General features: G+C 72.6%; 27 protein-coding genes. 11 read left to right on the top strand and 16 right to left on the bottom strand.

Going from position 1 to position 25,689, the window contains the following annotated elements; genetic code table 11:
• Positions 1 to 72: 72 nt before the first annotated feature.
• The gene (locus tag ACWEGE_RS34495; RefSeq protein ID WP_449664662.1) at positions 73 to 1,974 is read right to left on the bottom strand and encodes a P-loop NTPase fold protein; all 1,902 of its coding nucleotides are present in this window, start codon (positions 1,972 to 1,974) and stop codon (positions 73 to 75) included.
• Between the two features lie 28 nt (positions 1,975 to 2,002).
• The gene (locus ACWEGE_RS34490; RefSeq protein ID WP_449664661.1) at positions 2,003 to 2,827 is read right to left on the bottom strand and encodes a DUF72 domain-containing protein; all 825 of its coding nucleotides are present in this window, start codon (positions 2,825 to 2,827) and stop codon (positions 2,003 to 2,005) included.
• Between the two features lie 177 nt (positions 2,828 to 3,004).
• Here ACWEGE_RS34490 and ACWEGE_RS34485 point away from each other — a divergent pair, with 177 nt between their 5' ends.
• Positions 3,005 to 3,898, top strand: coding sequence for a TIGR03619 family F420-dependent LLM class oxidoreductase (locus tag ACWEGE_RS34485; RefSeq protein ID WP_449664660.1), 894 nt, complete (start codon positions 3,005 to 3,007; stop codon positions 3,896 to 3,898).
• Between the two features lie 34 nt (positions 3,899 to 3,932).
• Here the strand turns inward: ACWEGE_RS34485 and ACWEGE_RS34480 are convergent, their stop codons facing one another.
• The 4 genes from ACWEGE_RS34480 to ACWEGE_RS34465 are packed head-to-tail and all read right to left on the bottom strand — an operon-like array spanning position 3,933 to position 6,814.
• Positions 3,933 to 4,217, bottom strand: a complete 285-nt coding sequence (locus ACWEGE_RS34480) for a hypothetical protein (protein WP_449664659.1) — start codon at positions 4,215 to 4,217, stop codon at positions 3,933 to 3,935.
• A complete protein-coding gene (locus tag ACWEGE_RS34475) occupies positions 4,214 to 5,521 on the bottom strand; it encodes an erythromycin esterase family protein (protein WP_449664658.1) in 1,308 nt (435 codons plus the stop codon). Before ACWEGE_RS34475 ends, ACWEGE_RS34480 begins: the two co-directional genes overlap by 4 nt.
• A 1-nt stretch (position 5,522) precedes the next feature.
• A complete protein-coding gene (locus ACWEGE_RS34470; RefSeq protein WP_449664657.1) occupies positions 5,523 to 6,311 on the bottom strand; it encodes a MerR family transcriptional regulator in 789 nt (262 codons plus the stop codon).
• A 50-nt stretch (positions 6,312 to 6,361) separates the two neighbouring features.
• The gene (locus ACWEGE_RS34465; protein ID WP_449664656.1) at positions 6,362 to 6,814 is read right to left on the bottom strand and encodes a MarR family winged helix-turn-helix transcriptional regulator; all 453 of its coding nucleotides are present in this window, start codon (positions 6,812 to 6,814) and stop codon (positions 6,362 to 6,364) included.
• 409 nt (positions 6,815 to 7,223) lie between these two features.
• Between ACWEGE_RS34465 and ACWEGE_RS34460 the strand changes: the two genes are divergently transcribed.
• Both ACWEGE_RS34460 and ACWEGE_RS34455 read left to right on the top strand, forming a co-directional pair.
• Positions 7,224 to 7,886: a lytic polysaccharide monooxygenase auxiliary activity family 9 protein gene (locus ACWEGE_RS34460; RefSeq protein ID WP_449664655.1), complete on the top strand. Its 663-nt coding sequence runs from the start codon at positions 7,224 to 7,226 to the stop codon at positions 7,884 to 7,886.
• Positions 7,887 to 8,051: 165 nt separating this feature from the next.
• A complete protein-coding gene (locus tag ACWEGE_RS34455) occupies positions 8,052 to 9,497 on the top strand; it encodes an RICIN domain-containing protein (protein ID WP_449664654.1) in 1,446 nt (481 codons plus the stop codon).
• Between the two features lie 216 nt (positions 9,498 to 9,713).
• Here ACWEGE_RS34455 and ACWEGE_RS34450 read toward each other — a convergent pair whose 3' ends face one another.
• Positions 9,714 to 10,265: a TetR/AcrR family transcriptional regulator gene (locus ACWEGE_RS34450; protein WP_449664653.1), complete on the bottom strand. Its 552-nt coding sequence runs from the start codon at positions 10,263 to 10,265 to the stop codon at positions 9,714 to 9,716.
• Positions 10,266 to 10,397: 132 nt separating this feature from the next.
• Between ACWEGE_RS34450 and ACWEGE_RS34445 the strand changes: the two genes are divergently transcribed.
• On the top strand, positions 10,398 to 11,852 hold the full coding sequence (locus ACWEGE_RS34445) for an aldehyde dehydrogenase (RefSeq protein WP_449664652.1): 1,455 nt from the start codon (positions 10,398 to 10,400) through the stop codon (positions 11,850 to 11,852).
• The gene (locus tag ACWEGE_RS34440) at positions 11,849 to 13,234 is read left to right on the top strand and encodes an MDR family MFS transporter (RefSeq protein ID WP_449664651.1); all 1,386 of its coding nucleotides are present in this window, start codon (positions 11,849 to 11,851) and stop codon (positions 13,232 to 13,234) included. The genes ACWEGE_RS34445 and ACWEGE_RS34440 overlap by 4 nt, the downstream gene beginning before the upstream one ends.
• On the opposite strand, the gene ACWEGE_RS34435 is transcribed toward ACWEGE_RS34440, so the two are convergent.
• Together ACWEGE_RS34435 and ACWEGE_RS34430 are read right to left on the bottom strand one after the other, a co-directional pair.
• Complete coding sequence (locus ACWEGE_RS34435; RefSeq protein ID WP_449664650.1) at positions 13,192 to 13,683, bottom strand: carboxymuconolactone decarboxylase family protein; 492 nt, start codon at positions 13,681 to 13,683, stop codon at positions 13,192 to 13,194. The genes ACWEGE_RS34440 and ACWEGE_RS34435 overlap by 43 nt on opposite strands.
• Positions 13,684 to 13,761: 78 nt before the next feature.
• Positions 13,762 to 14,376, bottom strand: a complete 615-nt coding sequence (locus ACWEGE_RS34430) for a hypothetical protein (protein ID WP_449664649.1) — start codon at positions 14,374 to 14,376, stop codon at positions 13,762 to 13,764.
• A gap of 85 nt (positions 14,377 to 14,461) precedes the next feature.
• Here ACWEGE_RS34430 and ACWEGE_RS34425 point away from each other — a divergent pair, with 85 nt between their 5' ends.
• Entirely contained in the window at positions 14,462 to 15,052 is a 591-nt protein-coding gene (locus ACWEGE_RS34425; RefSeq protein ID WP_449664724.1) for a GNAT family N-acetyltransferase, read from the top strand.
• A gap of 544 nt (positions 15,053 to 15,596) precedes the next feature.
• Complete coding sequence (locus ACWEGE_RS34420; protein ID WP_449664648.1) at positions 15,597 to 15,809, top strand: DUF5988 family protein; 213 nt, start codon at positions 15,597 to 15,599, stop codon at positions 15,807 to 15,809.
• A gap of 221 nt (positions 15,810 to 16,030) precedes the next feature.
• Here the strand turns inward: ACWEGE_RS34420 and ACWEGE_RS34415 are convergent, their stop codons facing one another.
• The 3 genes from ACWEGE_RS34415 to ACWEGE_RS34405 all read right to left on the bottom strand — a co-directional run bounded on the left by ACWEGE_RS34415 (position 16,031) and on the right by ACWEGE_RS34405 (position 18,149).
• Complete coding sequence (locus ACWEGE_RS34415) at positions 16,031 to 16,699, bottom strand: response regulator (RefSeq protein ID WP_449664647.1); 669 nt, start codon at positions 16,697 to 16,699, stop codon at positions 16,031 to 16,033.
• A 116-nt stretch (positions 16,700 to 16,815) separates the two neighbouring features.
• Entirely contained in the window at positions 16,816 to 17,481 is a 666-nt protein-coding gene (locus tag ACWEGE_RS34410) for a polysaccharide deacetylase family protein (protein WP_449664646.1), read from the bottom strand.
• A 2-nt stretch (positions 17,482 to 17,483) separates the two neighbouring features.
• Positions 17,484 to 18,149 carry a glycoside hydrolase family 11 protein gene (locus ACWEGE_RS34405; RefSeq protein WP_449664645.1) on the bottom strand — a complete coding sequence of 222 codons (666 nt, stop codon included), beginning with the start codon at positions 18,147 to 18,149 and terminating at the stop codon, positions 17,484 to 17,486.
• A gap of 206 nt (positions 18,150 to 18,355) precedes the next feature.
• Between ACWEGE_RS34405 and ACWEGE_RS34400 the strand changes: the two genes are divergently transcribed.
• Entirely contained in the window at positions 18,356 to 18,691 is a 336-nt protein-coding gene (locus tag ACWEGE_RS34400; protein WP_449664644.1) for a hypothetical protein, read from the top strand.
• A 44-nt stretch (positions 18,692 to 18,735) separates the two neighbouring features.
• Here ACWEGE_RS34400 and ACWEGE_RS34395 read toward each other — a convergent pair whose 3' ends face one another.
• Both ACWEGE_RS34395 and ACWEGE_RS34390 read right to left on the bottom strand, forming a co-directional pair.
• The gene (locus ACWEGE_RS34395; RefSeq protein ID WP_449664643.1) at positions 18,736 to 21,276 is read right to left on the bottom strand and encodes an ABC transporter permease; all 2,541 of its coding nucleotides are present in this window, start codon (positions 21,274 to 21,276) and stop codon (positions 18,736 to 18,738) included.
• A complete protein-coding gene (locus tag ACWEGE_RS34390; protein WP_449664642.1) occupies positions 21,270 to 22,004 on the bottom strand; it encodes an ABC transporter ATP-binding protein in 735 nt (244 codons plus the stop codon). Before ACWEGE_RS34390 ends, ACWEGE_RS34395 begins: the two co-directional genes overlap by 7 nt.
• A gap of 126 nt (positions 22,005 to 22,130) precedes the next feature.
• On the opposite strand from ACWEGE_RS34390, the gene ACWEGE_RS34385 reads away from it, so the two are divergent.
• From ACWEGE_RS34385 to ACWEGE_RS34375, 3 genes are all read left to right on the top strand, one after another.
• A complete protein-coding gene (locus tag ACWEGE_RS34385) occupies positions 22,131 to 23,330 on the top strand; it encodes a sensor histidine kinase (protein ID WP_449664641.1) in 1,200 nt (399 codons plus the stop codon).
• Positions 23,318 to 23,974, top strand: a complete 657-nt coding sequence (locus ACWEGE_RS34380; RefSeq protein ID WP_449664640.1) for a response regulator — start codon at positions 23,318 to 23,320, stop codon at positions 23,972 to 23,974. Before ACWEGE_RS34385 ends, ACWEGE_RS34380 begins: the two co-directional genes overlap by 13 nt.
• A gap of 71 nt (positions 23,975 to 24,045) precedes the next feature.
• Positions 24,046 to 24,240, top strand: a complete 195-nt coding sequence (locus ACWEGE_RS34375; protein WP_449664639.1) for a hypothetical protein — start codon at positions 24,046 to 24,048, stop codon at positions 24,238 to 24,240.
• A gap of 421 nt (positions 24,241 to 24,661) precedes the next feature.
• On the opposite strand, the gene ACWEGE_RS34370 is transcribed toward ACWEGE_RS34375, so the two are convergent.
• Together ACWEGE_RS34370 and ACWEGE_RS34365 are read right to left on the bottom strand one after the other, a co-directional pair.
• Positions 24,662 to 25,021, bottom strand: coding sequence for an HPF/RaiA family ribosome-associated protein (locus ACWEGE_RS34370; RefSeq protein ID WP_449664638.1), 360 nt, complete (start codon positions 25,019 to 25,021; stop codon positions 24,662 to 24,664).
• A gap of 67 nt (positions 25,022 to 25,088) precedes the next feature.
• A complete protein-coding gene (locus tag ACWEGE_RS34365; RefSeq protein ID WP_449664637.1) occupies positions 25,089 to 25,655 on the bottom strand; it encodes a TetR/AcrR family transcriptional regulator in 567 nt (188 codons plus the stop codon).
• Positions 25,656 to 25,689: the final 34 nt, after the last annotated feature.

Raw genomic sequence — 25,689 nt, 5'->3', positions numbered from 1 at the left:
CTCGGTACAGCCTGTTCGTGGCGCGGCCGCGGCGGTTCTCCCCGGCACCGCCCAAGATTTTTCCGGCCCGGCTCAGAAATCGAGGTAGGCGCCGCAGTCCGGGCAGAAATCGAGGTTCGACGAGGTGCCGCACTGGGCGCAGACTTTGTCCGGCCGGGACGCCGCCGACGAGGGCGGCGCCGACGAGGACAGGGCCGGCTCGATCGCGGGCTCGGGGACCTCGATCGCCCGCAGCGCCGCGGGGTCGCGCAGCCGCTCGAGCAGGTTGGCGCGCCGGTCGTGGTCGCCGAAGCTCCACAGCAGGGTGAACAGGTCCCGGTTCTTGGACAGCTCGACGATCGGCTCCGGCAGGTGCTGCTCGAGGCCGGCGAGCACGTCCGCGGGGTCGCCGTTGGCCAGCCCGGTGGTCTCGCACAGCCAAGCGACGTCCTCGGCGCCGGGTTCCCGGCGGGCCAGCAGGGCCGTGCGCAGGCGGGCGAGCTCGATCAGCTGCCGGATGACGTCCTGCTGCGGCTCGGTGACCAGCAACCGGAAGAACGCCGGGAAGTACAGCCGCAGCAGGAGGAGCTTGATGTGCTCGTCCGGCCACAGCCGCGCCGAGCCGGAGTCGAGCTGGTGGGCGAGCACGAACGTGTTGAGGAACCGCTTGACCCGGCGCGGGTTGCGCTGGCTGCGCTCCACGATCAGGGCGAGCTCGGCCTCCCCGAGCAGCTGTTCGACGCCGCAGTGCCGGGCGCACAGCCGGGCGAGTTCGCGGGCGTGCGCGGGTTCGGGAGCGCCCACGGTGTGGTCCACCTGGATGATCTTCTCCAGGTACGCGGGACCGCGCGCCTTGTCACCGCGGGCGGTCGCCAGTGCTTCGCCGACCACGTCGGGGTCGTAGCCGATCACGAACACCAGCCCCGGCGCGTCCAGGTACAGCCGGATGGCCTCCAGCACCCGGGCGACGTTCTCCGCCGAGCAGCGGTCGAGGTCGTCGACGAACACCACGAGCAGCCGCCCGGTCCGGAGCTTGCGGTCCCGGCCTGCCCAGTCGCCGAGCGCGCGCTGGATCTCGGTGCGGATGACGTTGCGCTGCGGAGCGTCGAGCGCGAAGAGCCGCCAGACCTCGTCGGCGAGGGTGCGGGCACCGAGCCAGGAGCCGAACACCATGAACGGCAGCCGGAGCCACGAGGTGGCGTTGGTCTTGCGGATGACGCGGCGCAGGACGTTGCGGTCGAGTTCGCGCAGCACCGAGCGGAGCAGGGTGGCCAGCGCGTCGGACCCCTCGGCGGTCCACGCGTTGAACCAGGCGACCCGCACGCGCCGCCGGCCACGCGCCTCGAGGTGCCGCCGGACCAGCTGCATGAGGCTGCTCTTGCCGGCGCCCCACCCGCCCTGGATCCCCAGCGTGAACGGGGTGACGACCTGGGTGTCGAGGATGACGTCGGCGATGCGGCGCGCGGTGGCGTCGGCGTCGAGGAGGTCGCCCTCGCGTTCGATCGGGTGGTCGGCGAGCAGGTGGTAGGTGTCCGGCGGCGGCGCCTCGACCAAGCCGGGACGGCGCGGCTCGGTGGCGCGCGGCTGGGCCAGCACCATGACGCGGACCCGGCCCAGCACCTCGGTTTCGCCGGACTGGCCGCGCACCCGGACGGCCACGTCGAGCTGCCACGGCGCCCCGGCCGTCCCGGCGGCTTCGGCGTCCGGCGCCGCCACGGTGAACTCCAGGGTGCCGTCCTGTTGCGGTAGCAGGGTCAGTTCCGAGCGTGGGTGATCCACGGCCGTCGCCGGCGAGGTGACCACCTCGACCACGAAGCGCTCGACGATCACGCTCGTGTTGAGCACGCGGACCTGCACGGTGAACGCCCCGTTCGGGGGCACCGCACCCGGTGGGCCGGTGACGGTCAGCCGGGGCGGGGACGAGGCGTCGCGGGGCACCACCACCGACCGGGACACGGGCGGCGGCAGCGGCCTGGGCGTCGGCTCGGTGGGCATCGGTCTCCCCTCGGGTCGGGCCGTCGCTTCAGAACAGGGTCGCGGGCTCGACCGGTTCCGGCTCGGGCAGGGGGTCCAGCTCGGGCACCAGCGCCCGGACGTCTTCGTGGAACCGGCGGGCGAGCGCCGGCGCGTCGTCGTTGTCGGGGGTGTGCACGAAAACCGTCGGCGACCGGCCCTCGCGCAGCCAGGCGGCGACCACCTCGGTCCACGGCCGCCACCCCTCGGCCGTCTCCTCGACCGAGTCCCGGCCCAGGTAGCGGACGATCGGCCGGTCGGTCAGCGCCCGCGTCCGCCGCGGCAGCCGCGGCTTCTTCGCCCAGGCGTCCTGCTCGGCCTCGCTCACCGGCGGGCGCCGGAAGAAGACCGTGGTGTCGAAGGGCACCCACTCGGCAGCCGCGTCGGCGAGCGCGCCCTCCAGCAGCGACGCCGAGCCGGCGTCGGTGAAGAACCCGGGGTGCCGCACCTCCACCGCGCGCCGCAGGCCGGCCGGGAGACGGCGCAGGAAGCGGCGGAGGGCATCGACGTCCGCGGGGCCGAACGAGCCGGGCAGCTGGGTCCACAGCACCGCCCGGTCGCCGAGGGGCTCGAGCGCGTCCAGGAACGCGCGCATCTCGGCCTCGACCCCGGCGAACCGGCGCTCGTGCGTGACGACCTTGGGCACCTTGACCACGAACCGGAAGTCGCCGCCGGTCTGCCGCGCCCAGGCTTCGACGGTGGCGCGGGCCGGTGTCGCGTAGAAGGTGGTGTTGCCTTCGACCGCGTTGCACCAGCCGGCGTAGGCGCGCAGCCGTTCCTTGGCCGGCAGCGACGGCGGCAGGAACCGCCCGGACCACGCTTTGTGAGTCCACATCGCGCACCCGACGTGAAGACCGGCCACCGGCGTCAGCTCCCCTCGCTCGTGGCTGAACCTACCCCGGATCCCGGACGCCCGGGATCGTCGGCCGCCAACTGCTTGAACGCGCAACTGGATGCGAGTAGTAGTGGCAGGAGGACCGATCGGGTCCGTTGACACTTCAGGGGAGAAGCAATGCCACTTGGTTTCAGCCTTCCGGTGTTCGGCAAGGCGGCGGCCACGCCGGGCGGGATCGCGCGGTACGCGCGCGAGGCGGAACGGGCGGGCGCGGCCGGGCTCTGGGTCGGCGACCGGCTGCTGTCGCCGGTCGACCCGGTGGTGCCGTACCCGGGCTACGACACCATGCCCGAGGAGTTCCACACCGCGCAGGACCCGTTCACCGCGCTGGCCATCGCCGCGGCCGTGACCGAGACCGCGGTGCTCGGCTCCAGCACGATCAACGCGACCCAGTACCAGCCCGCCAACTTCGCCCGGCTGCTGACCAGCATCGACGTCGCCAGCAACGGCCGGTTGCTGCCCGGGCTGGGCATCGGCTGGTCGCCCGACGAGTACGACGCCGTCGGCGTACCGATGTCCGAACGCGGCAAGCGGCTCGACGACCTGCTCGACCTCCTGGAAACGTGGTGGTCCAAGGACACCGTCAGCCACGAAGGCGTCGGCTACCGGATCGCGGAGTCGAACGTCGCGCTGAAGCCGGTGCGCAAGCCGCCGATCCACCTGGCCGGCTTCGGCGAGAGGTCGCTGCGCCGGGTCGCCGAGCGGGCCGACGGCTGGCTCCCGGTCTGGTCGGTGCCCGAGCAGTTCCCCGCCGACGTGATCACCTCGACGCTGGCCAAGCTCCGCGCCGACGCCGAGCGGGCCGGGCGCGACCCGCAGGCGCTCGGGGTGGCGCTGCGGGTGAACGCCGCGCCCGGCACGGAAGCGGAGACCATCGCCGAAGGGGTCACCAAGATCGTCGAGCTGGTGTCGCCGGACCACACGTTCGTCGACCTCACCTACCTGACCGGCAGCGTCGAGGAACACCTCGACCTCACCGGCCGGCTGCTCGAGCTGACCGCCAAGGGCTGACCTCCGGTGCGGGAGCCCCCGGCGGGGCTCCCGCTCACGGTCGCCGGGGCGGACCGGCGAACCGCTTCCAGGCCGCCTGCCGGGTGACGCCGAGCGCTCCGGCGATCTCGTCCCACGTGACGCCGCAGCCGCGGGCGAGCCCGATCTCCGCGGCCAGCAGGCGCTCGGCGGCCCCCACCAGCCCGGCGGCGCGGGGAATCCAGTCGCGGAACTCGGCCGGCCCGCACCCGGCCTCCGCCGCGGCCCGGTGCCACCCGGCGAAGTCCGCGCAGGCCCGGCCCAGCGCAGCCACGGACTCGGCGTGAGCGTGCAGGTTCACGCTTGGATGAAGGTGTGCCAAGGCGAGATCCGGTCGATGTGCACGACGGCGTCGAACGCCTCCAGGGGATTCACCAGCTGCTTGTACGGTCCCTGCCGGGTGCCGTCGATCTCCGCGAAGCAGCGCGCCACTTCCCCGTCCGCGGGGACGTCACGGAGGTCGAGCAGCGCGAGCGGCGCGCCCGCGCTCGCGAGCAGCACGTCGAGGCTGCCCGGCTCGGTGAACGGGGCGACGTCCTCGTAGCACACCTCCGTGTGGCCGGGCGGGGCGCCGGGCAGCGGCCGATGGGTGAACACGCGCCCGCCGTTGTACGTGGTCGCGATGACGACCATCCGGTCGCCGAGCGAGCGGGCCAGGTGCTGGCCGAGCATGACCTGCTCCTCGTTGATGATCGGCGGCACGCGGTAGGGCCAGCGCTGCAGGTGCCCGTTCGCCGCCCCGACGACGACGCGCTCCTCCCGGCCGAGGATCCATTCGACGTTGTCGGCCATCGCCGCGTCCCGGACATTGGCGCCGGCGTACGTGCGCTCCGGCGCGGCGGCCAGGTTGGCCAGGAAGGCGTCGGCGTACCGGGCGGTGACCGCGCACTGCAACGCGATGTCCGCCCGGTCCGCGTCCACTGTGGAGTAAGGGACGCGCAGGGCGCGGAGGCGTTCGGTCAGCTCGCCGATCCGGGCGGTCAGCTCGTGGCGGTGGGCGGCGCCGAGGGCCACGTACGCCTGCAGCGCGGGCGCGGCCCAAGCCAGCCCGGTGCGGTCGGACGGCAGGTAGTCGAACAGCGGCAGCAGCTTCCGGCGCGCCGCCGCCGCGTAGGCCGGGTCCGCCTCGTCCAGGAACGCCAGCGCGGCCACCACCCCCGGCCGGGCGGACGCGCTGGAGTCCGGGATGTCCATGCCGTAGAAGCGGAGCTTGCGGTCGTGCGTGCGGTTGTGCTCGCGCATCCACGTCAGCTGGTCGCGCATCTCCGCGCACTTGCCCATGTGGTAGGTGATCCCGGTGTGCAGGAGGCGGTCCAGGTCGCCGTCGCCGCCGAGCACCCAGTCGTGGACCGCCCAGCCCTCGGGGAAACCGGACTCCATCGCGAACCCGGTGAACCCCATTTCCTCGGCGAGGAACCGGGTCACCAGGTGCCGGAGCCGGTAGAACTCGTGCACCCGGTGCGTGCTTTCGCCGATGGCCACGACGCGCGCGTCGCCGACGATGTCCCGCAGCGGTTCGAGTTCGTGCCGCCCGGCGTCGTCCGGTTCGAGCGTCCGCAGGCGGACGAGGTTTTCCCGGAGCCAGCCGGTGATGTCGATGTCCATTTCAGCCGTCCTCGCGGTCGTCTTCGGTCGTGGTGCGGGCCTTGCGCAGGTAGTCGACGACCTCGGCGGCGCTGCCCGGGCCCGTCCAGCCGAGGCGCTCGTCGAGGTCCCGGCCCAGCCCGGCCCGGTTCTCCTCCCACAGCGCCGTGGTCGCCGCCTCGAGCGGCGGACCGCCGGGGTGGAACGCCGCCGCGATCTCCCGCCAGCGGGCGGCCAGCGCCTGCACGGCCGGGTCGTCGACGGGTGTCCCGTCGAGCAGGTGCCGCCGGAGCCCGGCGAAGAGGCCGAGCCACTCGGTCTTGAGGGTCTCGACCGCCCCGCCGCCCAGCTGTGCGACGCGTTCGGTGATCGACGTGAGCTGAGCCGCCGAGAGGTACCGGCCGGCGTCGACGGACATCGGCTCCAGCGCGACGAAGAACCGCTCGGGTTCGGGCATGGCCCCTTCGGCCAGCCGGGCGAGCAGGCCCCGCAGCCGCTGGGCCGATTCCTCGATGCGCGCGGCCCGGGCTTCCAGGTCGGCGAGCTGGGCGGTCAGCAGGCCGCGCAGGGAACCGGGGTCGTCCCGGGCGTTCCGGAGCACGGCGGCGACCTCGTCCAGCGAAAGCCCCAGCCCGCACAGGGTCCGGACGCGGTAGAGCCGTCGCACGTCGGCCTCGGTGTACCGCCGGTGCCCGGCCGGGGTCCGTTCCCCCGGTGACACCAGGCCGATGCGGTCGTAGTGGTGCAGGGTGCGCACCGTGACCCCGCCGGCCTCGGCCAGCTCGCCGATGCTCCACCTGCGGTCGCTCATCCTCCGACCGTAGAACCTGACGCGACGTCAGGTGCAAGCGCAGAAACCGCTCACCCGGTCGGCAGGCCGGCCCGCTCGTCCTCCATGTTCCGCCGCAGGACGGCGACGGCCGACGCCAGCTGGTCGAGCGCCTTCCCGGTCAGGGGACCGGCGAGCCACGTCCCCAGCGCGTCTTCGAAGGTCGGCGTGGCGGCGTCCAGCAGCCGTCGCCCCTCCTCGGTGAGGACGATCAACGACGACCGCCGGTTCTCCGGGTTCGGGCGGCGGGCCGCCCAGCCCGCGGCCTCCAGCCGGTCGACGCCCTTGCTGGTCGCGCCCACGGTGATGGCCACCTCGTGGGCGAGGTCCCCGACCCGGCAGCGGTCGCGGTGGCCGATGATCCGCAGGAACTCGAACTGGGCCGCGGTGAGGCCGTGCTCGGTCCGCAGCCGTTCGCCGACGACGTTGTGGAGCCGCGTCTCGTAGCGGACGAGGTCCGAGAAGACCTGCTTGACGTCACTCACCCGACCACCCCTTCCCTGAAATGTCGTTCCGTGGAACGACTTCGCCCGAAGGCCGGTGCTGGCACCGGCCGGGCGGAACGAAAGGCCTGACCGGCTTCCCCTGCTCGACACGGCCGCGAAGGCCGGGGTGCGGGACGCTACTCGATTCGGACCGGCCGCCTCGCAACGGGTCGGTGCCCGCCGGCCGGATCGCCGTCCGCCGCCCCGGCGGCAACACCCGCCGACCGCGACCGCGGAAGCGAAAGTTTCGCCGCGGAATACGTTCTTTTCGAAATCGGATCCGACGGGGAATAACCCCAGTCCGGCTCCGGTTATTGGTTGACGTTTGTCCGGATCGCGCCTAAGCTGCTGCCACCCTGGGAGCGCTCCCATATGAACCGCGCGTTCTTCCGAGAATGGAGGCTCATCCATGCGTAGGCGCATCTTTTCCGGGTCCCGCACCGGACGGCGGGGGCTCGTCGCCCTGGTCGTCGCCGGGCTGGCCTGCCTGTTCGTCGGGGTGCCCGCCGCCTCGGCGCACGGGACCATCGTCAGTCCCGCCACCCGGGCCTACCAGTGCTGGAAGGACTGGGGCAGCCAGCACACGAACCCGGCCATGCAGCAGCAGGATCCGATGTGCTGGGCGGCGTTCCAGGCCAACGCCGACACCATGTGGAACTGGATGAGCGCCCTGCGGGACGGCCTGCACGGCAACTTCCAGGGCGCCACGCCCGACGGCCAGCTGTGCAGCAACGGCTTGTCGCGCAACAACTCCCTCAACACCCCCGGCCAGTGGCGGACCACCACCCTCGGCGCCAGCTTCTCGATGCACCTCTACGACCAGGCCAGCCACGGCGCCGACTTCATCCGGGTCTACGTCAGCAAGAACGGCTACGACCCCACCACCCAGCGCCTCGGCTGGGGCAACCTCGACCAGGTGACGCAGACCGGCCGCTACGCCCCCGCCAAGGACATCACGTTCAACGTCCAGACCTCCGGCGGCTACCGCGGCCACCACGTCGTCTTCACGATCTGGCAGGCTTCGCACCAGGACCAGACGTACATGTGGTGCAGTGACGTGAACTTCGGCTAGACACATTCCGGGCCGCGTCGAACGGGAGCCGTTCCGTTCGACGCGGCCCGGCGATGTTCTTTCCTGACCGATTTTGAGCGTTTCGCTTCGCAACCCTGGCCGGTTTCCCGGACGAGGTGTTACCAGTGTCTCGACGCTGCGCAGGGATCCGGAAGGAACGAACCGATGAAACCGATGCTCCGCAGGACGCTTTCCCGGGCGTTGGAGTTCTTGGCCGTGTCCGTGCTCGCCGTGGGACTGCTCGCCGCCGTCCCGCCGCAGGCCCAGGCGTCCACCGCCGGGTTCAAGGGCGTCAACTGGGCCGACACGCGGGACAACTTCGTCAACGGCGTGCTGTACGTCTCCGGCCTGACGGCTTCCGACACCCACGACTCGGCCGCCGTCACCGCGGACCAGGTCGTCGGCCAGCTCTACTCGATCACCGGGGCCAACACGGTCCGGATGCCGATCAACGAGCCGACGGTCGCCGGCTACTGGAACACCTACACCGGGGCGATCGACGCCGCGCTCGCCAAGGGCAAGGTGATCCTGGCGTACTGGGCCTACACCGGCGGGAAGCCGCCGGACACCGGCCGGTTCCAGCAGATGTGGGACACCGTCGTCGCCAAGTACGGCGGCAACCCGAACGCCTACTTCGAGGTCGTCAACGAGCCGTACGGCCTCGGTACCGCCGACCTGAACAACTTCTACACCGCCTGGCTGGCCCGCTACCCCGGCGTGCCGCGCGGCCGGGTGATCCTCGACGGCGCCGGCCTGGCCCAGAACGTGCCCGCGGTCGGCGGTGACCGGCGGCTCGACGGGACGCTACTGGCGGCCCACGACTACTCGTTCTTCGCCGGCTACGAAAGCGAACCCGAGTGGGCCGACCACATCGGCGGCTACATCGGCGCGTACGCGGACCGGACCGTGGTCACCGAGTGGGGCGGCCCGATGTCGCCCGGCAGCAAGAACGGCGTGCACTACGACACCCTCGACTACAGCATCCCGAGCGGCTCGTTCTTCGCCGACTACATCCGCGGCGTCAGCGGGAAACTGCGGAGCCTCGGCATCGGCAGCGTGTACTGGCCGGGTCTGCGCGACGGTGACTGGTACAGCATGACGACGAAGGCCGGCACCGGTGCGGGCATCAAGCTGTCGCTGTCGAACCCCAGCGGGCTGACGCGGCTGCGGTACGCGTGGGGCGAAGGCACCGGCGGCGGCACGTACGTCCGGATCGTCAACGCCGCCACCGGGCTCGCGATCGACGGCATGGGCCGGACCACCGCCGGGTCGAGCGCCGGCCAGGCGAGCGGCGACCCGAGCCGCTACGACCAGCAGTGGGTGATCGAGAACTCGGGCAACCGCGTGCGCGTCAAGAACCGCGCCACCGGCCTCTACCTCGACGGCGCGGGCCGCACCACCTCCGGCGCCGCGGCGACCCAGTACACCGGCGGCAGCAGCGCCAACCAGCAGTGGTCGGTGGTGACCGACGCGAACAACGTCCGCATCCGCAACGGCAGCACCGGGCTCTACCTCGACGGCATGGGCCGCACCGGCAGCGGCGCCGACCTCGGCCAGTACGCCGACAGCGGCAGCGCCAACCAGCGCTGGCGCATCGTCGCCGCCGGCTGAGCCACCCAGCCCGCACACCCGAAGGGCCGGCCGGCGTACCCGAAAGGTCGGCCCGCGTACCCGAAGAGTCGGGTTTGCGCACCTGAGCGGTCGGCCCGCATACCCGGAGAGTCGGTTTGCGTGCCTGGCGGGTCGTCTTGCACTGGCCGGTGGCCGACCCGCCAGGTGTGTGAGCCGACCTTCCGGGTCCGCGAAGCGCACTCCGGCCGGGCGTTCCTAGCCGGTGCTGTCTTTGCCGAACGCGCGCAGGAACGTGTCGACGATGACGTCGGCGGCCTGCGCGTCACTCAGCTCGGGCAGTTCCCTGGTGGACAGGTGGACCAGGGACCCCAGCACGTTGCCCGGCCAGCGCGGCGGCAGGCCCGGCCGCAGGAAACCCTCGTCGGTGGCCCGCTCGAGGAACCGGTCCACCTCCTCGACCGCGCGCAGGCGGCGGGCCCAGATCTCCGGGTCCGAGCGCATCCGGCTCACCTCGGTCGGCCAGGTGCGGTTGACCCCGACGATCCCCTCGACGTACCGGTGCAGGGCCACCGGCACCGGTGCCTCCCGCAGCCGGGCCGCCTCGATCGCCGCTTCGATCGCGGCCAGGCGGGCCTGGTAGACCGCCGCCAGGAGCTCCTCGCGGCCGGTGAACCGGCGGTACACCGTCCGGCGGTCCACCCCGGCCTCCGCCGCGATCGCCGCGATGCTCGCGGCCGGGTCCTCGGCGAGCATGCGGGCGCCCGTGGTCAGCAGCAGTTCGAGGTTGCGTGCGGCGTCGGCTCTCACTCCCCCACCATACCGCCACATCGCTGAGACACTCCAACGAAGTAACGCCCCTGTGCAGTGACTCACAGATGCGCGCCTTGCTGCCAATAAGTGCTACGTTGATGTGGCAGATAGTCCATCGAGGAGGCAGCAGTGATCACCTACGAGGAACTCTTCATCGGCGGTGCATGGACCGCTCCGAGCAGCACCGAGCTGCTGGACATCCGGTCCCCGCACGACAACTCCGTGCTCGGCCGCGCCGCGCAGGCGCTGCCCGCCGACGTCGACCGGGCCGTCGCGGCCGCCCGGGCCGCCTTCGACGAAGGCCCGTGGCCGCACACCTCGCCCGCGGAACGGATCGCCGTCGTCCGCAGGCTGGCCGCCCTGCGCGAGAAGCGCGCCGACGAGATCGCGGCCCTCATCTCCGCGGAGAACGGCTCCGCGCTCTGGTTCACCAAGGCCGGCCAGCCCGGCCTCACCCGCCAGGCCAACGCCTACCTGAAAGCGGCCGAAGAATTCGGCTGGGAAGAGACCCTGGCGCCGTCGGACCCGGCCGCGCCGTTCCGGTCGGTCGTGCGCCGGGAGGCGATCGGCGTGGTCGCCGCGATCATCCCGTGGAACTCGCCGTTCTCCTCGGCGACCGCCAAGATCATCCCGGCGCTGCTCGCCGGCAACACCGTCGTCCTCAAGGTGTCGCCGGAGAACTCGCTGAGCATGAACCTCCTGGCGGACCTGCTCACCGAGGCCGGCCTGCCCGAAGGCGTCATCAGCGTCCTGCCCGCCGACCGCGAGACCAGCGAATACCTGGTCAAGCACCCGGGCGTCGACAAGATCGCGTTCACCGGGTCCACCCGCGCCGGGCGCCGCATCGCGTCGCTGGCCGGGGAACAGCTCAAGCGGGTCAGCCTCGAACTCGGCGGCAAGTCGGCCATGATCATCCTGCCGGACGCCGACCTCGGCGCCGCGATCCAGGGCGTGAAGTTCGGTTCCCTGCTCAACAACGCCGAATCGTGCATCGCGCAGACGCGCATCCTCGCGCCGCGCAGCCGCTACGAAGAGGTCGTCGCCGGACTCAAGGAGCTGGTCGAATCACTCGGCGTCGGCGACCCGGCCGACGACCGCACGTTCATCGGCCCGATGATCCGCCGCGACCAGCAGCAGCGCGTCCTGGACTACGTCCGGCTCGGCGTCGAGGAGGGCGCGCGGCTCGTCACCGGCGGCCCGGACGTCCCGGCGGGACTGGAAGCGGGCAACTACGTCACGCCGACGCTGTTCGCCGACGTCGACAACGCCATGCGCATCGCGCAGGAGGAGATCTTCGGCCCGGTCCTGGTCGTCATCGCCTACGACGACGAGGACGACGCCGTCCGCATCGCCAACGACTCCGAATACGGCCTTTCCGGCGGGGTGTGGTCGGCCGACCCGGCGCACGCGCTCGCCGTCGCCCGCCGCGTGCGGACCGGCACGGTCACCGTCAACGGCGCGCCGATCGGCTTCGACGGCCCGTTCGGCGGGTTCAAGGCCAGCGGCCTCGGCCGCGAGTACGGCGCCGTCGGCCTCGGCACCTACACCGAATACAAGACCATCACCGTTCCGGACGCGAAATGACACTCGACACCCCCGTCAGAACCCCGGTGCGGCCGGCCATGACGGCGCTGGTCCTCGCCGTCCTGCTGGCCGCGCTGGACCAGACCATCGTCGCCACCGCGCTGCCCCGGATCGCCCGCGACCTCGGCGGGTTCCGGGACATCGCCTGGATCACCGCGTCCTACCTGCTCGCCTCGACGGCCGCCACGCCGCTGTGGGGCAAGCTCGGCGACCTGCTGGGGCGCAAGCGCCTCTACCTCGTGGCCACCACGGCGTTCCTGGTCGCGTCCGCGCTGTGCGGGCTGGCGCAGGACCTGCCCCAGCTGATCGCCGCCCGCGCGCTGCAGGGCCTGGCCGGCGGCGGGATGATCGTCCTGACGTTCGCGCTGGTCGGCGACATCGCCGCGGCCGAGGACCGCGGGCGCCTCCAGGGCCGGTTCGGCTCGGTCTACGGCGTCGCCAGCATCGCCGGGCCGCTGCTCGGCGGCCTGTTCACCGACCACCTGTCGTGGCGGTGGGCGTTCGGAGTCAACGTCCCGGTCGGGCTGGTGGCCGTGGTGCTCGCGGCGCGGGCCCTGCCCGCCACGGCCCGCAGGCCCGCGGCCCGCATCGACTACGCCGGCGCGCTGCTGCTGGCCGGCGCGGCCACCGCGCTGGTGCTGATCACGTCCTTCGGACCGCGGTGGGGCTGGACGTCACCGGGCACGCTGGCCCTCGCGGCCGGCGCGACCGTCCTCATCGGACTGGTGATCCCGGTCGAACGCCGCGCCACCGCGCCGGTGCTGCCGCCGGCGATGTTCGCCTCGCGCACGGTCGTCGTCGCCGCGGCCGTCGGGTTCCTCGCGAACGTGGCGATGTTCAGCGTCCTGGTCTACCTGCCGACGTACCTGCAGGTCGCCGACGGCGTCTCGGCGACGCTGTCCGGGGTGCACCTGCTGCCGCTGGTGCTCGGGCTGGTCGTCAGCCAGTCGCTCGCCGGGCGCTGGGTGGCATCGCCGGGTCGCCTGCGCGCCGTTCTGGTGACCGGGATGGCGGTGAACGTCGCCGGGCTGCTCCTGCTGAGCACCCTGGCGCCGGGCACGACGCAGCTCGCGCTGATCGCGTACTTCGCCGTCACCGGGGTGGGGATCGGCATGGTCCCGATGGTGGCGCTGACCGCGGCGCAGAACGCGGTGCCGTCCGCCGACATCGGCGCCGCGAGCGCGGTGGTCACCTTCGCCCGGTCGATCGGCGCCGCGTTCGGGGTCGCCGTCTTCGGGAGCCTGCTCGGCGAGGACGTCGCCGGGAACATCGGGGGCGCCTTCCTCGCGATCACCCCGGTGGTCGTGCTCGGCACCGTCCTCGCCGCGCTGCTCCCCGCTCAGCGCTGTTCGGCGAGGGCGGCGAACATCCCGGGCTCGTAGGAGCCGCCCTTCTGGTGCACGATCACGGCGAGCCGGTTGGCGGCGTTGATCAGGGCGACCAGCGCGACCAGCGTGGCGACCTGCTCGTCGTCGTAGTGCTCGCGCACCCGGGCCCAGGTCTCGTCGGAGACGCCTTCGGCGGCGTCGGCAAGGCGGGTGCCCTCCTCGGCCAGCGCGAGCGCGGCCCGTTCGGCTTCGGTGAACACGGTCGACTCCCGCCAGGCGGCGACGAGCGCGAGCCGGACGGCCGATTCCCCGGCCGCGGCGGCCTCCTTGGCGTGCATGTCGAGGCACCAGCCGCACCCGTTGATCTGGCTGACGCGCAGGTTGACCAGTTCGCGGGTGCGCTTCGGCAGCGGCGAGGAGTCGATGACGAGCCCGAGGTTCGCGAACCGCTTGCCCAGCCGGGAGCCGGTTTCGGTGCCGAACAGGTCGATGCGCATGTCCATGGTGTCCCTCACTCGTGTCGTCGGGTGGATCCCGGGTGGATCGACCTCAAGACACCGGCGGGGCGAAGCCTGTGACACTCAGTTCCCGGGGGCGGCCACCTGGAGTTCGACGCGGTGCCGCAGGTAGTCGTCGGAGTGGGTGCGCGCGAGGCGCACGGCCTCGGCGACCAGCGGGTGCAGCTCGGCGGGGAAGTCGGCCGGGTCGAGCGTGAGCTCGGGCAGGAGGCAGCGGCGGACGTCGAGGTCTTCGTTGGCCACGAACTCGCGCAGCGCGGCGCGGTTCCAGCGGTCCTGGAGGTCGTCGATCGGCTCGAGCGCGGCCCAGTACCAGGCGCGGGCCGCTCCGGCGCGTTCCGGGTTCGTGCCGGTGGTGAGGATTTCGAGCAGGGTCTCCTGCGTCCGGCGGGCGCCGAAGGCGGCCACGAGCGGATCGACGAACTGCCGGTTGCAGCTCGGATCCCGGTCGAGGACCGCCGCGCGCACGAGGGGGCCGAAGAACGGCTCCGGCAGGTCCGGGTAGTCGCGGCGCAGGTAGCCCAGCGCTTCGCGCAGGACGCCGCGCTGTTGTTCTTCGCGGGCGGGGGCTTCGGCCGTGCGGGCGGGGAGGTGCGTGCGGCACAGCTCGAGCAGCTCCACCAGGCAGCGTCCGAACGCGTCGGAGCCGGCCCGATCCGGCAGCGGCATCAGGTTCATCGTGTCCTGTCCTTCGCGCCCGACGGCGTGGCCGTTACCTCGCGGGGCTGTACCATCACTGCCGATGAGCTGGGCGGGGTGGAAGGTGCGGTTGCGGGAGGTCCGCCCGGCGGATCACCGCACCCTGATCGGGTTCGACCGCGACTCCGGCCACCAGCTCGGCGGCTACCGCCACTGGGCGACCCACCGCGGCACGGCCGATTCGGGCGAGGACTTCCACTTCGCGATCGAGACCCTGCACAACCGGACGCTGGTCGGCTCGATCTGGCTCCAGGCCGACCCGGCCAGCGGCCACTTCAGCTACGGCATCGGGATCGGGCCCCAGTACCGCCGCTGCGGCTACGCGGCCGACGCGGTGACGGTCCTGCTGGCGTACATGTTCGAGCTGCAGCGGTACCGCAAGTGCGAGGTCAGCATCAACGGCAGCAACTTCGCCTCGTTGGCGCTGCACGGAGAGCTGGGCTTCCGCGAGGAGGGCCGCCCGCGCGACACGGAGCTGCGACGCGGAGAGGTCCGCTACCCGGTCCTGATGAGCCTCACGGCGGCGGGTTTCGCAGCGCACCAGCCGGCTTTCATCGCGGCCCGGGGACCGGTGCGCCCGTGGCGGGGACGGCACTGGCGAACGCCGCGACGGGGACGGCACTGGCGCCCGGAGCACTTGAGACCGGCCCGCTGAGGCCCGGCACAGCTCAACCCCCGCACACCCGCCCCGCTCAACCATCGCACGCCCGGGCCCGCTCGGCCTTCCTGGCTCGGCCCGGCTCAGCCCGCCCGACCGGCCCATCACCCGTCAGCGGGCCGTCACCGGACCCGGCCGGTCGCCCACCCTCCCCGGAACCCCTCCGCATCCAGCCACCCCGCCGGACCGGGACCTGCTCCGGCGCGTACACCCGGTCCTCCCCCGGATACGGCAGCTGCCACCCGTGCATCGGGTGCGTCCACGCGGAGAGACTTAGGCACCGCAAGTGACCGGGGCGGGCGACCGGAGTGAACGCTGCGGGAACGGCGTCCGACCGGCCGTCGCCGAGGCGGTGAAATGTCCGAGTTGCCCGGCCCCTTGCCGCGCCGGCGCCACCACCCCTGAAGAAATAGCCGTCAACCCCTATTCCAAAGCATTTCGAATAGGAGGCCGAAATCTTGACACAGCATTCCGCATTCAGGCATCGTCGAGAGACGAAGGCCACATTCCCCGTCTCGACGAACCCCACGGAGACGAAATCATGACGAACATCAAGGTGACGCTTTCCGGCGGCCCCGCCGAGCTGATCGAACGGCACCGCGAATGGACGGTCGGGAGCATCGGCGAAGTCGCGAAGGTCAGCTTCGGCGCCGGCTACGAGCACTTCTCCCACGCCGGCGAGTTCACCACGACCAGCAGCGGCGACCAGGTCCCGGTGTTCACCTGGTGCGGCCGCACCCGCGTCGCCGAGTGATCCACCCGGGTCTCCACCTCCGGGTGGTCCCGCTCCACCCCGGCACCGCACTAGCTTCCTTTCCGTCGGAACCACCCCGGAAAGGAAAGCCGTGAACGAAGTACTCGGTTTCATGCTCCTCCGCTTCGCCGTGATCGGCGGCGGAATACTGCTGCTCGTCCTGCTGCTCGGGGTGGCGTTGATCGTGCTGAAGAAACTGGGGCGGTGACGGCGCCCCGGCACTAGCGGGTGAGACCGCGGCCCAGACCGTGCTGCACGGCGTAACGCAGCGCCTCGATCCGGTTGCGCACGCCGATCTTCGCGAACGCGTTGTTGATGTGCGTCTTCACCGTCGCCTCGGCGATGACGAGCTCGGCCGCGATCTCGCCGTTGCTCAGCCCGGCGGCGATCAGGCCGAGCACCTCGGCCTCGCGCGCGGTCAGGCCGTCCGGCAGCCGGTCCTTTTCGCCGCCGCGGCCGGACAGCGCGGACGCCACCCGGCCGGACACCCCGGCCCCGAAGGTCAGGTGCCCCGCGACCACGGCCCGCAGCGCGGCCCCGATCTCGCCGCGGCCGGCGTCCTTCGTCAGGTACCCGCGCGCCCCGGCGGCCAGGGCGCCGGCGATCGATCCGTCGTCGGCGTAGGTCGTCAGCACCAGGACGGCGACGCCGGGGTGGTCGCGGACGATCCGCTCGGTCGCTTCGACCCCGGTCATGACGGGCATGGTGAGGTCCATCAGCACCGCGTCGACCCGGTCGAGCCGCCGCAGCAGGGCGAGCGCTTCGGCACCGTCGGCCGCCGAACCGGCCACCTCGACGTCGTCGAGCAGGCCCATGAGCGCCACCAGGCCTTCGCGCACCGCCTGCTGGTCGTCGACCACGACCACCCTGATCACCCGCGGCTGCACCATGATCCCCCTCCCGGCACCGGGAGGGAGGCTACCACCGCCCGGCGGCCGGAGAATCCACTGTGGAGGAACGGAGGGTGGCGCGGCGGGTGCATGCGCCGCGCCACCCACCACCCGCCTCAGCCCGGGGCGACCGCCCGCCCCGTCTGCGGCGAGATCATCCCCGCGCACAGCCCGCGGCTCGCCAGCGTCCGGGCGATCTGCGGGATGGCGGAGAGGGTGTTGGCCGGCCATTCGTGCATCAGGATGACCTGGCCGTTCGTGAGCCGGGCGTTGGCCGCGACGATCGCGCTGACGCTCGCGTTGTTCCAGTCTCCCGAGTCGACGTCCCAGATGATCTGGCGGAGGCCGTACTTGGCCGCCACCGACTGGACCGTCGCGTTGGTTTCCCCGTACGGCGGGCGGAACAGCCGTGGCGTGCCGCCGCCCGCGGCCGAAATCGCCTGCTGGGTCCGGGAAATCTCGGAATCCACCTGGGCCTGGCTCTGCTGGGTGAGGTGCGGGTGGGTGTAACTGTGGTTGCCCACCCACATGCCCGCGCTCGTCTGCGCGCGGACCTGCGCCGGGTACGCGGCCGCGTACTGGCCCTCGTTGAACATCGTGGCCCGCAACCCGTTCTGCTGCAACGCGTTCAGGATGGCGGGGGTGTGGGCGTTCGACGGCCCGTCGTCGAAGGTCAGGCCGACGTACCCGGTGCACGCGGCCGCGCCGGCCGCCGGCGTGACGGCGATGGTGCCCGCCACGGCGATGGCCGCCGTGGCCAGGAGAGTGCTCCAAGCGCGCATGGTCAGCCCACCGTGATGTTGGAGTTGCCGCTGCTCTGGTAGCCCTCCGTCGCCAGGATCATGTAGTAGTTGAAGCTGCCCAGCCGCATGTTGGCCCGGCCCCAGGCGTCGAAGTGGTTGCCGGTGGTGATGCTGCCGCCGGTGCGGCGCTGCTGGCGGACGCTCCAGTACTGGTTGAACGTCTTGTTGCCTTCGACGGACGGCGCGTTGTACCGGGTCGTCTGGTAGATGTCGTACGTGCCGCCGTCGCTGGTCACGGTGCCCTTGTACGTCCCGGTCGGGCGCCAGCTGCCCCAGTTGTCGACGATGTAGTACTCGACGAGCGGGTTGGACGTCCAGCCGTAGAGCGCCAGGTAGCTGTTGCCGGAGGGGTTGAAGCTGCCGGAGTAGTTCACCGTCCGCCGGCTGCCGTTGCTCCAGCCCTTTCCGGCGACGAAGTTGTTGACGTTGCTCCAGTTGGTCCGGTAGTTGCCACCGGAGGAGAGCGTCATGGAGACCGAGCCGCCACCGGCGGTCCAGAACGAGTAGTAGTACCCGTTGTCGGTGCCCGTCCGGTTGGACGTGATGACCGTGTCGGCCCAGGCGGTTCCGGGCAGGAATGCGGCGATCAGCGCAAGGACGGCGCCGCCGGCGAACGCCCTGCTGCGGCCGCGTTTCTTGGTGAGCATGCTTCCTCCTCGTCGAGGCTGGCAGGCAAGCCAGGATGGCAAAAGCATGCGAGTGGTCCCGCTGGTCGGGCAATAACTTTCGGAAAGTTTCGATGCTCCCGCGGCGCGGAACTTCCGTCAACCCCTGGGAATTGAGGGGATTTGCTTATCCCGGAAAACGCTAGCGTGGGCGCCCACATCGTTTTTCCCACCAACCGGGGGTTCACATGAAACGCATTGCGGCGGTGGTCGCGCTCGGGATCGCCGCGACGGCCCTGCCTCTGGCGGCGGGCACCGCGTCCGCGGCGGAGCCGGCGGAATCGGTCACCTGCGGCAACTACTCGACGCCGAACCCGTCCGGCCCGTACGCCCGAGACTACTATTGGGGCAACTGCGGATCCGCCACCACGAAGATCGAGGTGTGGGGGCTGGCCTATGGCGGCGGCGTCCGCACCAAGCAGGGCGAGAAGTGCGTCCCCGCGGACACCGCGGTGCTGATCGGCCAGACGACCCAGTACCTGGTCACGTCCTTCGAAGGGGTGGACACCCACACGGCCTGCTGACGCACCGGCGGGGTGAGCCGGGCCCGGCTCACCCCGCCGTCCCCTCACTCGCGGACGCCGATCGCGTCGATCGGCCGGGCCCGCAGCGCCACCGACGTCGCCACCCCGATCGCCACCATCCCGAGCGCGGCCGCGCCGGCGATGATTCCGAAGTAGACGGACGGCGCGCCGGCCGGGACCGGCGTGCCCCGCAGCCCGAAGTTGAGCAGGGCCAGCGGGATCAGGGCCACCAGTGTCCCCAGCGCGACCGCGATCCCGACCGTGGTCAGTGCTTCGAGCCGCATCATCCGGGTGACCTGGCGGCGGGTCGTGCCCACCAGCCGCAGCAGCGCGAACTCGCGGCCGCGCTGGGCGGTCGTCAGCACCAGCGTGTTGGCCACCGAAATCGCCAGGTAACCGACGATGACGCCGGCCGCGACCAGGTTCAGGTAGAACTGCGCCTGCCGTTCACCGCCTTCCGGGGCGGTGAGGACCGACGCCGGGGCCACCACCAGACCGGGGTATGGCACCGCGCTCAGCGCCGAAGCCACCGCGCCCGCGTCGGCGCCGGGCTGCCGCCGGACCAGCACCGAGTCGTCCATGCGGCCGCCGATGTGCTCGCGGGCCAGCGCGACCGGCAGCACGAAGTCGCCGAAGGCCAGGTCGTGCGTGTACGTGGCGACCAGCCGCAGCTTGGCCGGGACGCCGTCACCGAAGTAGAACTCCACTTCGTCGCCGAGCTTCTTCTCCAGCCAGTCCGCTTCCGAGCGGCTCAGCGCGACGGTGTCCCCGGTCAGGTCGGCGAGCTTCCCGGAGTCGACGCCCAGCTCGAGGACCGCCCCGGCGCGGTCCCCCGCCAGGCCCTGTGCGGGCGTCCGCCGGACTTCCACGCTGTCGCCCACCGGCGTCGCGGTGATCACGGACGTGCGCACCACCGGCGTCGCCGCCGCGACGCCGGGCACCCGGCCGGCTGCCTCCGCCACCTCCGGCGGGACGCCGCCCGGGGCGCTCAGCACGTAGTCGGCGGTCGTCGACCGCGCCGATTCCTGCTGGGCGGCCGCGGTCATCGCGGTCGGCCCGTAGAACGTGGCGAGCGCGAACGCCACCGCCAGCATGAGCGGGGTCACCGCGGCTGCCACGCGCCGGGCGTTGGCGTGGGCGTTGGCGCCCGCGAGGTACCCGCTGATGCGCCAGAGCCGCGTCAGCACCGGGGCCAGGAACCGCACCACCAGGCCGGTGACCTGCGGCCCGACCACGGCCAGGCCGATGACGACGACGAGGGTGGCCATCGTCGAGATCGCGGCGGCGATGTCGCCGCGCAGGAACAGCGGGACGAGCGCGCCGCCGGCCCCGGCCAGCACCAGGCCCCAGCCGGTGAGCACGCGGCCCCGGCCGAGCTCGCGGCGTTCCACCGCGGCCTCGCCCAGCGCCTCGACGGGCCGGATCGACGACGGCCGCCGCGACGCCGCCCAGGCCGCCAGCCGGGCCGCCCCCAGCCCGAGCAGGAGCGCGGCCAGCAGCGGCAGCGGGCCGATCGCCAGCTCGAAGTCGGCCGGGACCACGCCGATCGCGGCGAACGCGTCCCGCAGCCCACCGGCGACCGCCAGCCCCAGCCCGCTGCCCAGCACCCCGGCGGCGAGCGCGATCAGCGTCGTCTCGGTGCCGATGAGCTTGCGGATCTGCCGCGGGGTCGCCGCGACCGCGCGCAGCAGCGCGAACTCCCGGCGGCGCTGGTTGATGGTCAGGGCCAGCGTGCTCGCCACCACGAACACCGCGACCAGCAGCGCGAACCCGCCGAACGAGCCGGCGATGGCCAGCAGCAGCGTCCGCGTCTGGCTGACGTCGAGGAACTCGATGCTGCTGCGCTCGACGCCGGTGGCCACCTCGGCGTCGCCGGCGACGGACCGCACCCGCTCGGCGAGGGTCTCCGGCGTGACACCCGGTTCGGCGAGGACACCGATCGCGTGCACCTGGCCGGGCCGCGCGGCCAGCTCCGCGGCCCGGTCCGGGGTGAAGAACAGGGCCGACTGGCGCGAACCGCCGTCGACGACCCCACTGACCTTGAACACGACCGGCCCCGACCGGGTGGTGATCCGGACCTGGCCGCCGATGCCGACGTCGGCCCGGCGCGCCAGGTCGGCGTCCAGCACGACCTCGTCGGCGGCCTTGGGCGCGTCCCCGCCGCGCAGGGCGAACGGCGCCAGCGCGGCCGCGTCCCAGTTGTGCCCCAGCGACTCCCGGTCGGCGAGCACCCGGCCGTCACGGGTGACGACCTGCGCGGGGAAGCTCTGCTCGGCCACCGCGGCGCGCACGCCGGGGACCGCGGCGATCCGCCCGGCCAGCGCCGCCGGGACCGACGGCTGCTCGCCGACCTGCTCGGCCGACAGGATGTCGGCGCCGGGTGGGCGCACGGTCTGCGCCCCGCCGACGACGACGGCCGCGGCGGCGTAGCGCTGGGTGGGGACGCCGGCCCGCAGGCCGGATTCCATGAGGATCCCGCAGGCCGCCACGAGTGCGGTGCCGCAGAGGATGGCGATGAAGGCGCCGGCGAACCCGCCGAGCCGGGTCCGGATCGTCTGCCAGGCGATGGTCAGCACGCTCACCACTCCCCGAGGTGCGTCATCCGCTCCGCCACCCGCTCGGGGGTGGGGTGCGGGAGGTGGCCGGCCAGCTTGCCGTCGGCGAGGAAGAGGACGCCGTGCGCGGCCGAGGCCGCGACCGGGTCGTGGGTCACCATCAGCACGGTCTGCCCCATCTGCTCGACGATCGCGCGGAGCAGGTCCAGCACCTGCCGCCCGGTGCGGGTGTCGAGGGCCCCGGTCGGCTCGTCGGCCAGCACGACCTCGGGCCGGGTGACGAGCGCACGGGCGATCGCGACGCGCTGCTGCTGCCCGCCGGACAGCTCCGCCGGGCGGTGTTCCAGCCGCTTCGCGATCCCCACGCCCTCGACGATCTGCCGCAGCCACTGCGGGTCCGGCTTCCGGCCGGCCAGGCGCAGCGGCAGCGTGATGTTCTGCAGCACGTTCAGCGACGGCAGCAGGTTGTAGGCCTGGAAGACGAACCCGATCCGGGTGCGCCGCAGCTCCGTCAGTTCGCGTTCCTTCAGCCGGCCGATCTCGGTGCCGCCGAGCAGCACCTGCCCCGACGTCGGCCGGTCGAGGCCGGCCGCGCAGTGCAGGAACGTGCTCTTGCCCGAGCCGGACGGGCCCATCACGGCGGTGAACGTCCCCCGCGCCACCTCCGCGGTCACCCCGTCCAGCGCGGTGACCGCGCCGTCGCCGGCGCCGTAGACCTTCCGCACCCCGGTCAGTTCCAGCGCATACGCTGTGCTCATTTTGCGATCCCCTTCGTTCTCTCCCAAGGAAAACTAGGCCGGGGGAGGCGGCGGATCGATCCCGTGCGGAGGTGGATGCGGGGTAGCGCCAGCACTACCCCGGCGGTGGGGTGGGACACTGTCGCGGTGACGACCCGCCTGCGCGAGTGCTGGTCGGCGGCTCGCTACCTGGTGGTCGGCGCCGGCACGTCGCTGCTGTCGATGCTCGCCCTCACCGGGCTGTTCGCCGTGCTGCTGCTGTGCCCGTTCGGCGTGGGGATCCCGTCGCTGGCCCCGGCCGTCCGGCTGGCTCGGCGGCCGGTCGGGATCGACCGCCGTCGCGCCGCGCGCCGGCTCGGCGAGCCGATCCCCGAGCCCTACCGGGACGGCTCCCCGCTGAAGGACCCGGCCACCCGCCGCGACCTCGCGTGGCTCGCGATCCACGCCGCGACCGGGATGTTCCTCGGCGCGCTCGCGATCGGGCTGCCGCTGGGCGCGGTCCAGCAGTTCGTCACGGTGATCATCTGGCCCGCGGTGCCGGGCGGGCTCGAAGGCTCGCTGGGCATCATGGTGAACTCGTGGCCGCGGGCCGCGCTGGACCTGCTCGTGGCGGCCGCCATGGTTGCGGGGGCCCTGCAGCTGCCGCGGCTCGCGCGGTGGCAGGCCCGCACCGCGCGGAAGCTGCTCGCGCCCGCCCCGGGCGTCGTGCTGGCGGACCGCGTCGCCGAGCTGACCGCGACCCGGGCGGCGGCCCTGGAGGCGCACGGCGCCGAGCTGCGGCGCATCGAGCGTGACCTGCACGACGGCACCCAGGCGCGGATCGCGGCGGTCGTGCTGCAGCTGGGCATCGCGGACCAGCTCTACGAGCGCGACCCGGCCGCGGCCCGCGACCTGCTGGTCAAGGCCCAGGACACCGCGACCGACGCGCTGGCCGAGCTGCGCACGGTCGTCCGCAGCATCCACCCGCCGCTGCTGAGCGAGCGCGGGCTGGCCGGGGCGGTGCGCGCGCTCGCCGAGCACAGCCCGGTGCCGGCCGTCGTCGACGTCGAAGACGGGAGCGGCCGCCCGGCCGCGGTCGAGGCCGCCGCGTACTTCGTCGTCGCCGAGGCGCTGGCCAACGTGACCAAGCACGCCGACGCGTCCCGGGTGGACATCCGGCTCGGCGGCACGGATTCGCTGCTGCGCCTGGAGATCCGCGACGACGGCCGCGGCGGCGCCGACGAGTCCCACGGCAGCGGGCTGGCCGGCATCCGCCGCCGCGCCGAAGCGTTCGACGGAACCCTCACCCTGACCAGCCCACCCGGTGGGCCGACCGTGCTGCGAGTGGAGCTGCCATGCGGGTCGTGATCGCCGAGGACGACGCGTTGCTGCGCGAAGGCCTCGCCCTGCTGCTGAAGACGGCGGGCATCGAGGTGGCGGCGGCGGTCGACAACGCCGAGGACTTCCTGGCGTTCGTCGAGGGCGACCGGCCGGACGCGGTGGTGATGGACGTCCGCATGCCGCCGACCCACCGCGACGAGGGCCTGCGCGCCGCGGTCCGCGCCCGCGAGATCCACCCGGCGCTGCCGGTGCTGGTGCTCTCGGCGCACGTGGAGACGAGCTACGCGGTCGAGCTGCTCGCCGACGGTGTCGGCGGGGTGGGTTACCTGCTCAAGGAGCGCGTCGGCAAGGTCGAGCGGTTCCTCGACGCGCTCGAGCGGGTCGCGAAGGGCGGCACGGCGATGGACCCCGAGGTGATCGCCCAGCTGATGGCCCGCCGCCGGGCGGCCGACCCGCTGGCCGCGCTGACCGCCCGGGAGCGCGAAGTGCTGGCGCTGATGGCCGAGGGCTACAACAACAGCACGATCGCGGAGCTGCTGGTGGTCAGCGACGGGGCGGTGCTGAAGCACATCCGGAACATCTTCGCGAAGCTCGGGCTGCCGTCGGACGAGGGCGCGGGCCACCGCCGGGTGCTGGCGGTGCTGGCCTACCTCGGCCGCGATGCGGGGTAGCGCAGGCGCTACCCCGCATCCGGGTGCGCACGGCATCGATCTCGAAGCCGCCGGTTCGTAGTGTTCCGGTCATGACAAACACCACCGCACCCACCCGCACCGCGACCCCCCTCGTCCTCTGGCCGGTCCTGCTCGTCAGCGCCGCGGTCAACGCGGTCGGCTCCTTCACCGGGCTGGCCGACCCGATCCGGATCACCGCAGGCTCGATCGCGACGGTCGCCCTCGTCCTCCTGGTCGTCCACTACGTCCGGCGTAGGCGGGCGTAGGTCGCCCGCCTGCGCCGCGACGCCCCAGAACGGGTTGGCCGCCGCCCCGGTGAGCACGGGGCCCGCCGTTGCCCCCGACGGCGAAGGACAGCGCTCCCTTGGGTGAACGCCGGCGTCACGAGCACCGCTGGGACGTGCGCGGCCGGCGCCACCGCGACCCAACCCGGCCGCGGTGATCCCGGCGAAGCAGCCCGCTCCGAAGGCGCCGAGCACCACCGGTGCCGGAGCGACGCCCGCCGCCGCCAGGTAGGTGAAGACGCCGAACGTGGCCGCGTTGACCATTGCGGCCACCGCCGGCAGCCCGGCCGGCGGCCGCAGGACGGCGAGTTCGGACGGCAACCCGGGAACGGGGGGGTTATCGGGCCGCCGGGAAGACCGGCCGCCCGGTCTTGGACACTTCGGGGCTCGACAGGTGTCGGAACTAGCCGATCCCCGGTTCTTCCGGCGCGGGCATGTGCCGGATGCTGTCACTGCCCTTGTGGTCGTGGGCGCGGTCGTACCGGGTCTCCAGCGCCCGCACCAGCTTGTGCGTCGCCCCGGTGTACGCATCGTCCACAGTGGCCGCGTGGTGGGTGACCGCCACCGGCTGCTTGCCGCCGGGACGGGCCTCGATCACGCACTTCTTGTCTTCCGGTCCGGCGCCGTCTTCGCCGAGGTGCACCTCCACCCGGGTCAACCAGCCGCCGAAGCGGGACAGGCTCTCCTCCAGCCCGGTGGTCACGTGGGCGGCCAGCCGTTCGCCGCCGTGGACGTTGTGGTCGGTGTTGACCTGGATCTGCACGAGCACCCTCCCGTGTGGACAGCGGTTGCTGCCGGTCAGTACCACGGCCGCCGCGGCGTCAAACGGGTCAGGGACGCAAGCTCCGCAGCATCAGGTCCGCGAAGTGCTTCCCCACCTGCTCCCCCGACAGCTCCCCGTCGGCGTGGTACCACATCCCCAGCCGGTGGATGGCGCCGAAGTGGTAGTTGATCACCAGGTCGGCCGGCACGTCGGCGCGGAAGACCCCGGACCGCTGCCCCTCGGCGACCAGGTCGCGCACCCGCTCGTGGTAGGTCCGCCGCTCCGCGCGGACCTGGACCTGCTTGGACTTCTCCAGCAGCGGGAACGACTGGAAGAACACCGTCGCCGCGTCGAGGTCGGCGATGCTCGTGACCACGACGTCGGCGATGATCGCGTGCAGGCGCTCCGGCAGCGGGAGGTCCGACTCGGCGATCGTCACCATCCGCCGCGTCTGCATCCGCAGCATCGCCGCGTAGATCTCGAAGAGCAGGTCGTCCTTGGACTCGAAGTAGTGGTACAGCCCGCCCTTGGTGACGCCGGCTTCCTCGACGATCTCGCGGACCGTCGTCGCCTCGAAGCCCTTCTCGGCGAACAGCCGCACCGCCGCCCGCACGACCTTCTCCCTGACACTCATGCCGCCACCCTATGTGAGCGGACGGGCCGGCCCG

It is taken from the genome of Amycolatopsis sp. NPDC004747 (assembly GCF_053601335.1).
The sequence above is the reverse complement of the archived record's forward strand: the minus strand, read 5'-3'. Positions and strand labels throughout refer to the sequence as shown.

Bases quoted from the DNA above. Each gene is read 5' to 3' on its own strand.
- ACWEGE_RS34495 (WP_449664662.1), bottom strand. From the start codon at position 1,974: ATGCCCACCGAGCCGACGCCCAGGCCGCTGCCGCCGCCCGTGTCCCGG.
- ACWEGE_RS34490 (WP_449664661.1), bottom strand. From the start codon at position 2,827: ATGTGGACTCACAAAGCGTGGTCCGGGCGGTTCCTGCCGCCGTCGCTG.
- ACWEGE_RS34485 (WP_449664660.1), top strand. From the start codon at position 3,005: ATGCCACTTGGTTTCAGCCTTCCGGTGTTCGGCAAGGCGGCGGCCACG.
- ACWEGE_RS34475 (WP_449664658.1), bottom strand. From the start codon at position 5,521: ATGGACATCGACATCACCGGCTGGCTCCGGGAAAACCTCGTCCGCCTG.
- ACWEGE_RS34470 (WP_449664657.1), bottom strand. From the start codon at position 6,311: ATGAGCGACCGCAGGTGGAGCATCGGCGAGCTGGCCGAGGCCGGCGGG.
- ACWEGE_RS34460 (WP_449664655.1), top strand. From the start codon at position 7,224: ATGCGTAGGCGCATCTTTTCCGGGTCCCGCACCGGACGGCGGGGGCTC.
- ACWEGE_RS34455 (WP_449664654.1), top strand. From the start codon at position 8,052: ATGAAACCGATGCTCCGCAGGACGCTTTCCCGGGCGTTGGAGTTCTTG.
- ACWEGE_RS34440 (WP_449664651.1), top strand. From the start codon at position 11,849: ATGACACTCGACACCCCCGTCAGAACCCCGGTGCGGCCGGCCATGACG.
- ACWEGE_RS34435 (WP_449664650.1), bottom strand. From the start codon at position 13,683: ATGGACATGCGCATCGACCTGTTCGGCACCGAAACCGGCTCCCGGCTG.
- ACWEGE_RS34430 (WP_449664649.1), bottom strand. From the start codon at position 14,376: ATGAACCTGATGCCGCTGCCGGATCGGGCCGGCTCCGACGCGTTCGGA.
- ACWEGE_RS34420 (WP_449664648.1), top strand. From the start codon at position 15,597: ATGACGAACATCAAGGTGACGCTTTCCGGCGGCCCCGCCGAGCTGATC.
- ACWEGE_RS34415 (WP_449664647.1), bottom strand. From the start codon at position 16,699: ATGGTGCAGCCGCGGGTGATCAGGGTGGTCGTGGTCGACGACCAGCAG.
- ACWEGE_RS34410 (WP_449664646.1), bottom strand. From the start codon at position 17,481: ATGCGCGCTTGGAGCACTCTCCTGGCCACGGCGGCCATCGCCGTGGCG.
- ACWEGE_RS34405 (WP_449664645.1), bottom strand. From the start codon at position 18,149: ATGCTCACCAAGAAACGCGGCCGCAGCAGGGCGTTCGCCGGCGGCGCC.
- ACWEGE_RS34400 (WP_449664644.1), top strand. From the start codon at position 18,356: ATGAAACGCATTGCGGCGGTGGTCGCGCTCGGGATCGCCGCGACGGCC.
- ACWEGE_RS34390 (WP_449664642.1), bottom strand. From the start codon at position 22,004: ATGAGCACAGCGTATGCGCTGGAACTGACCGGGGTGCGGAAGGTCTAC.
- ACWEGE_RS34380 (WP_449664640.1), top strand. From the start codon at position 23,318: ATGCGGGTCGTGATCGCCGAGGACGACGCGTTGCTGCGCGAAGGCCTC.
- ACWEGE_RS34375 (WP_449664639.1), top strand. From the start codon at position 24,046: ATGACAAACACCACCGCACCCACCCGCACCGCGACCCCCCTCGTCCTC.
- ACWEGE_RS34365 (WP_449664637.1), bottom strand. From the start codon at position 25,655: ATGAGTGTCAGGGAGAAGGTCGTGCGGGCGGCGGTGCGGCTGTTCGCC.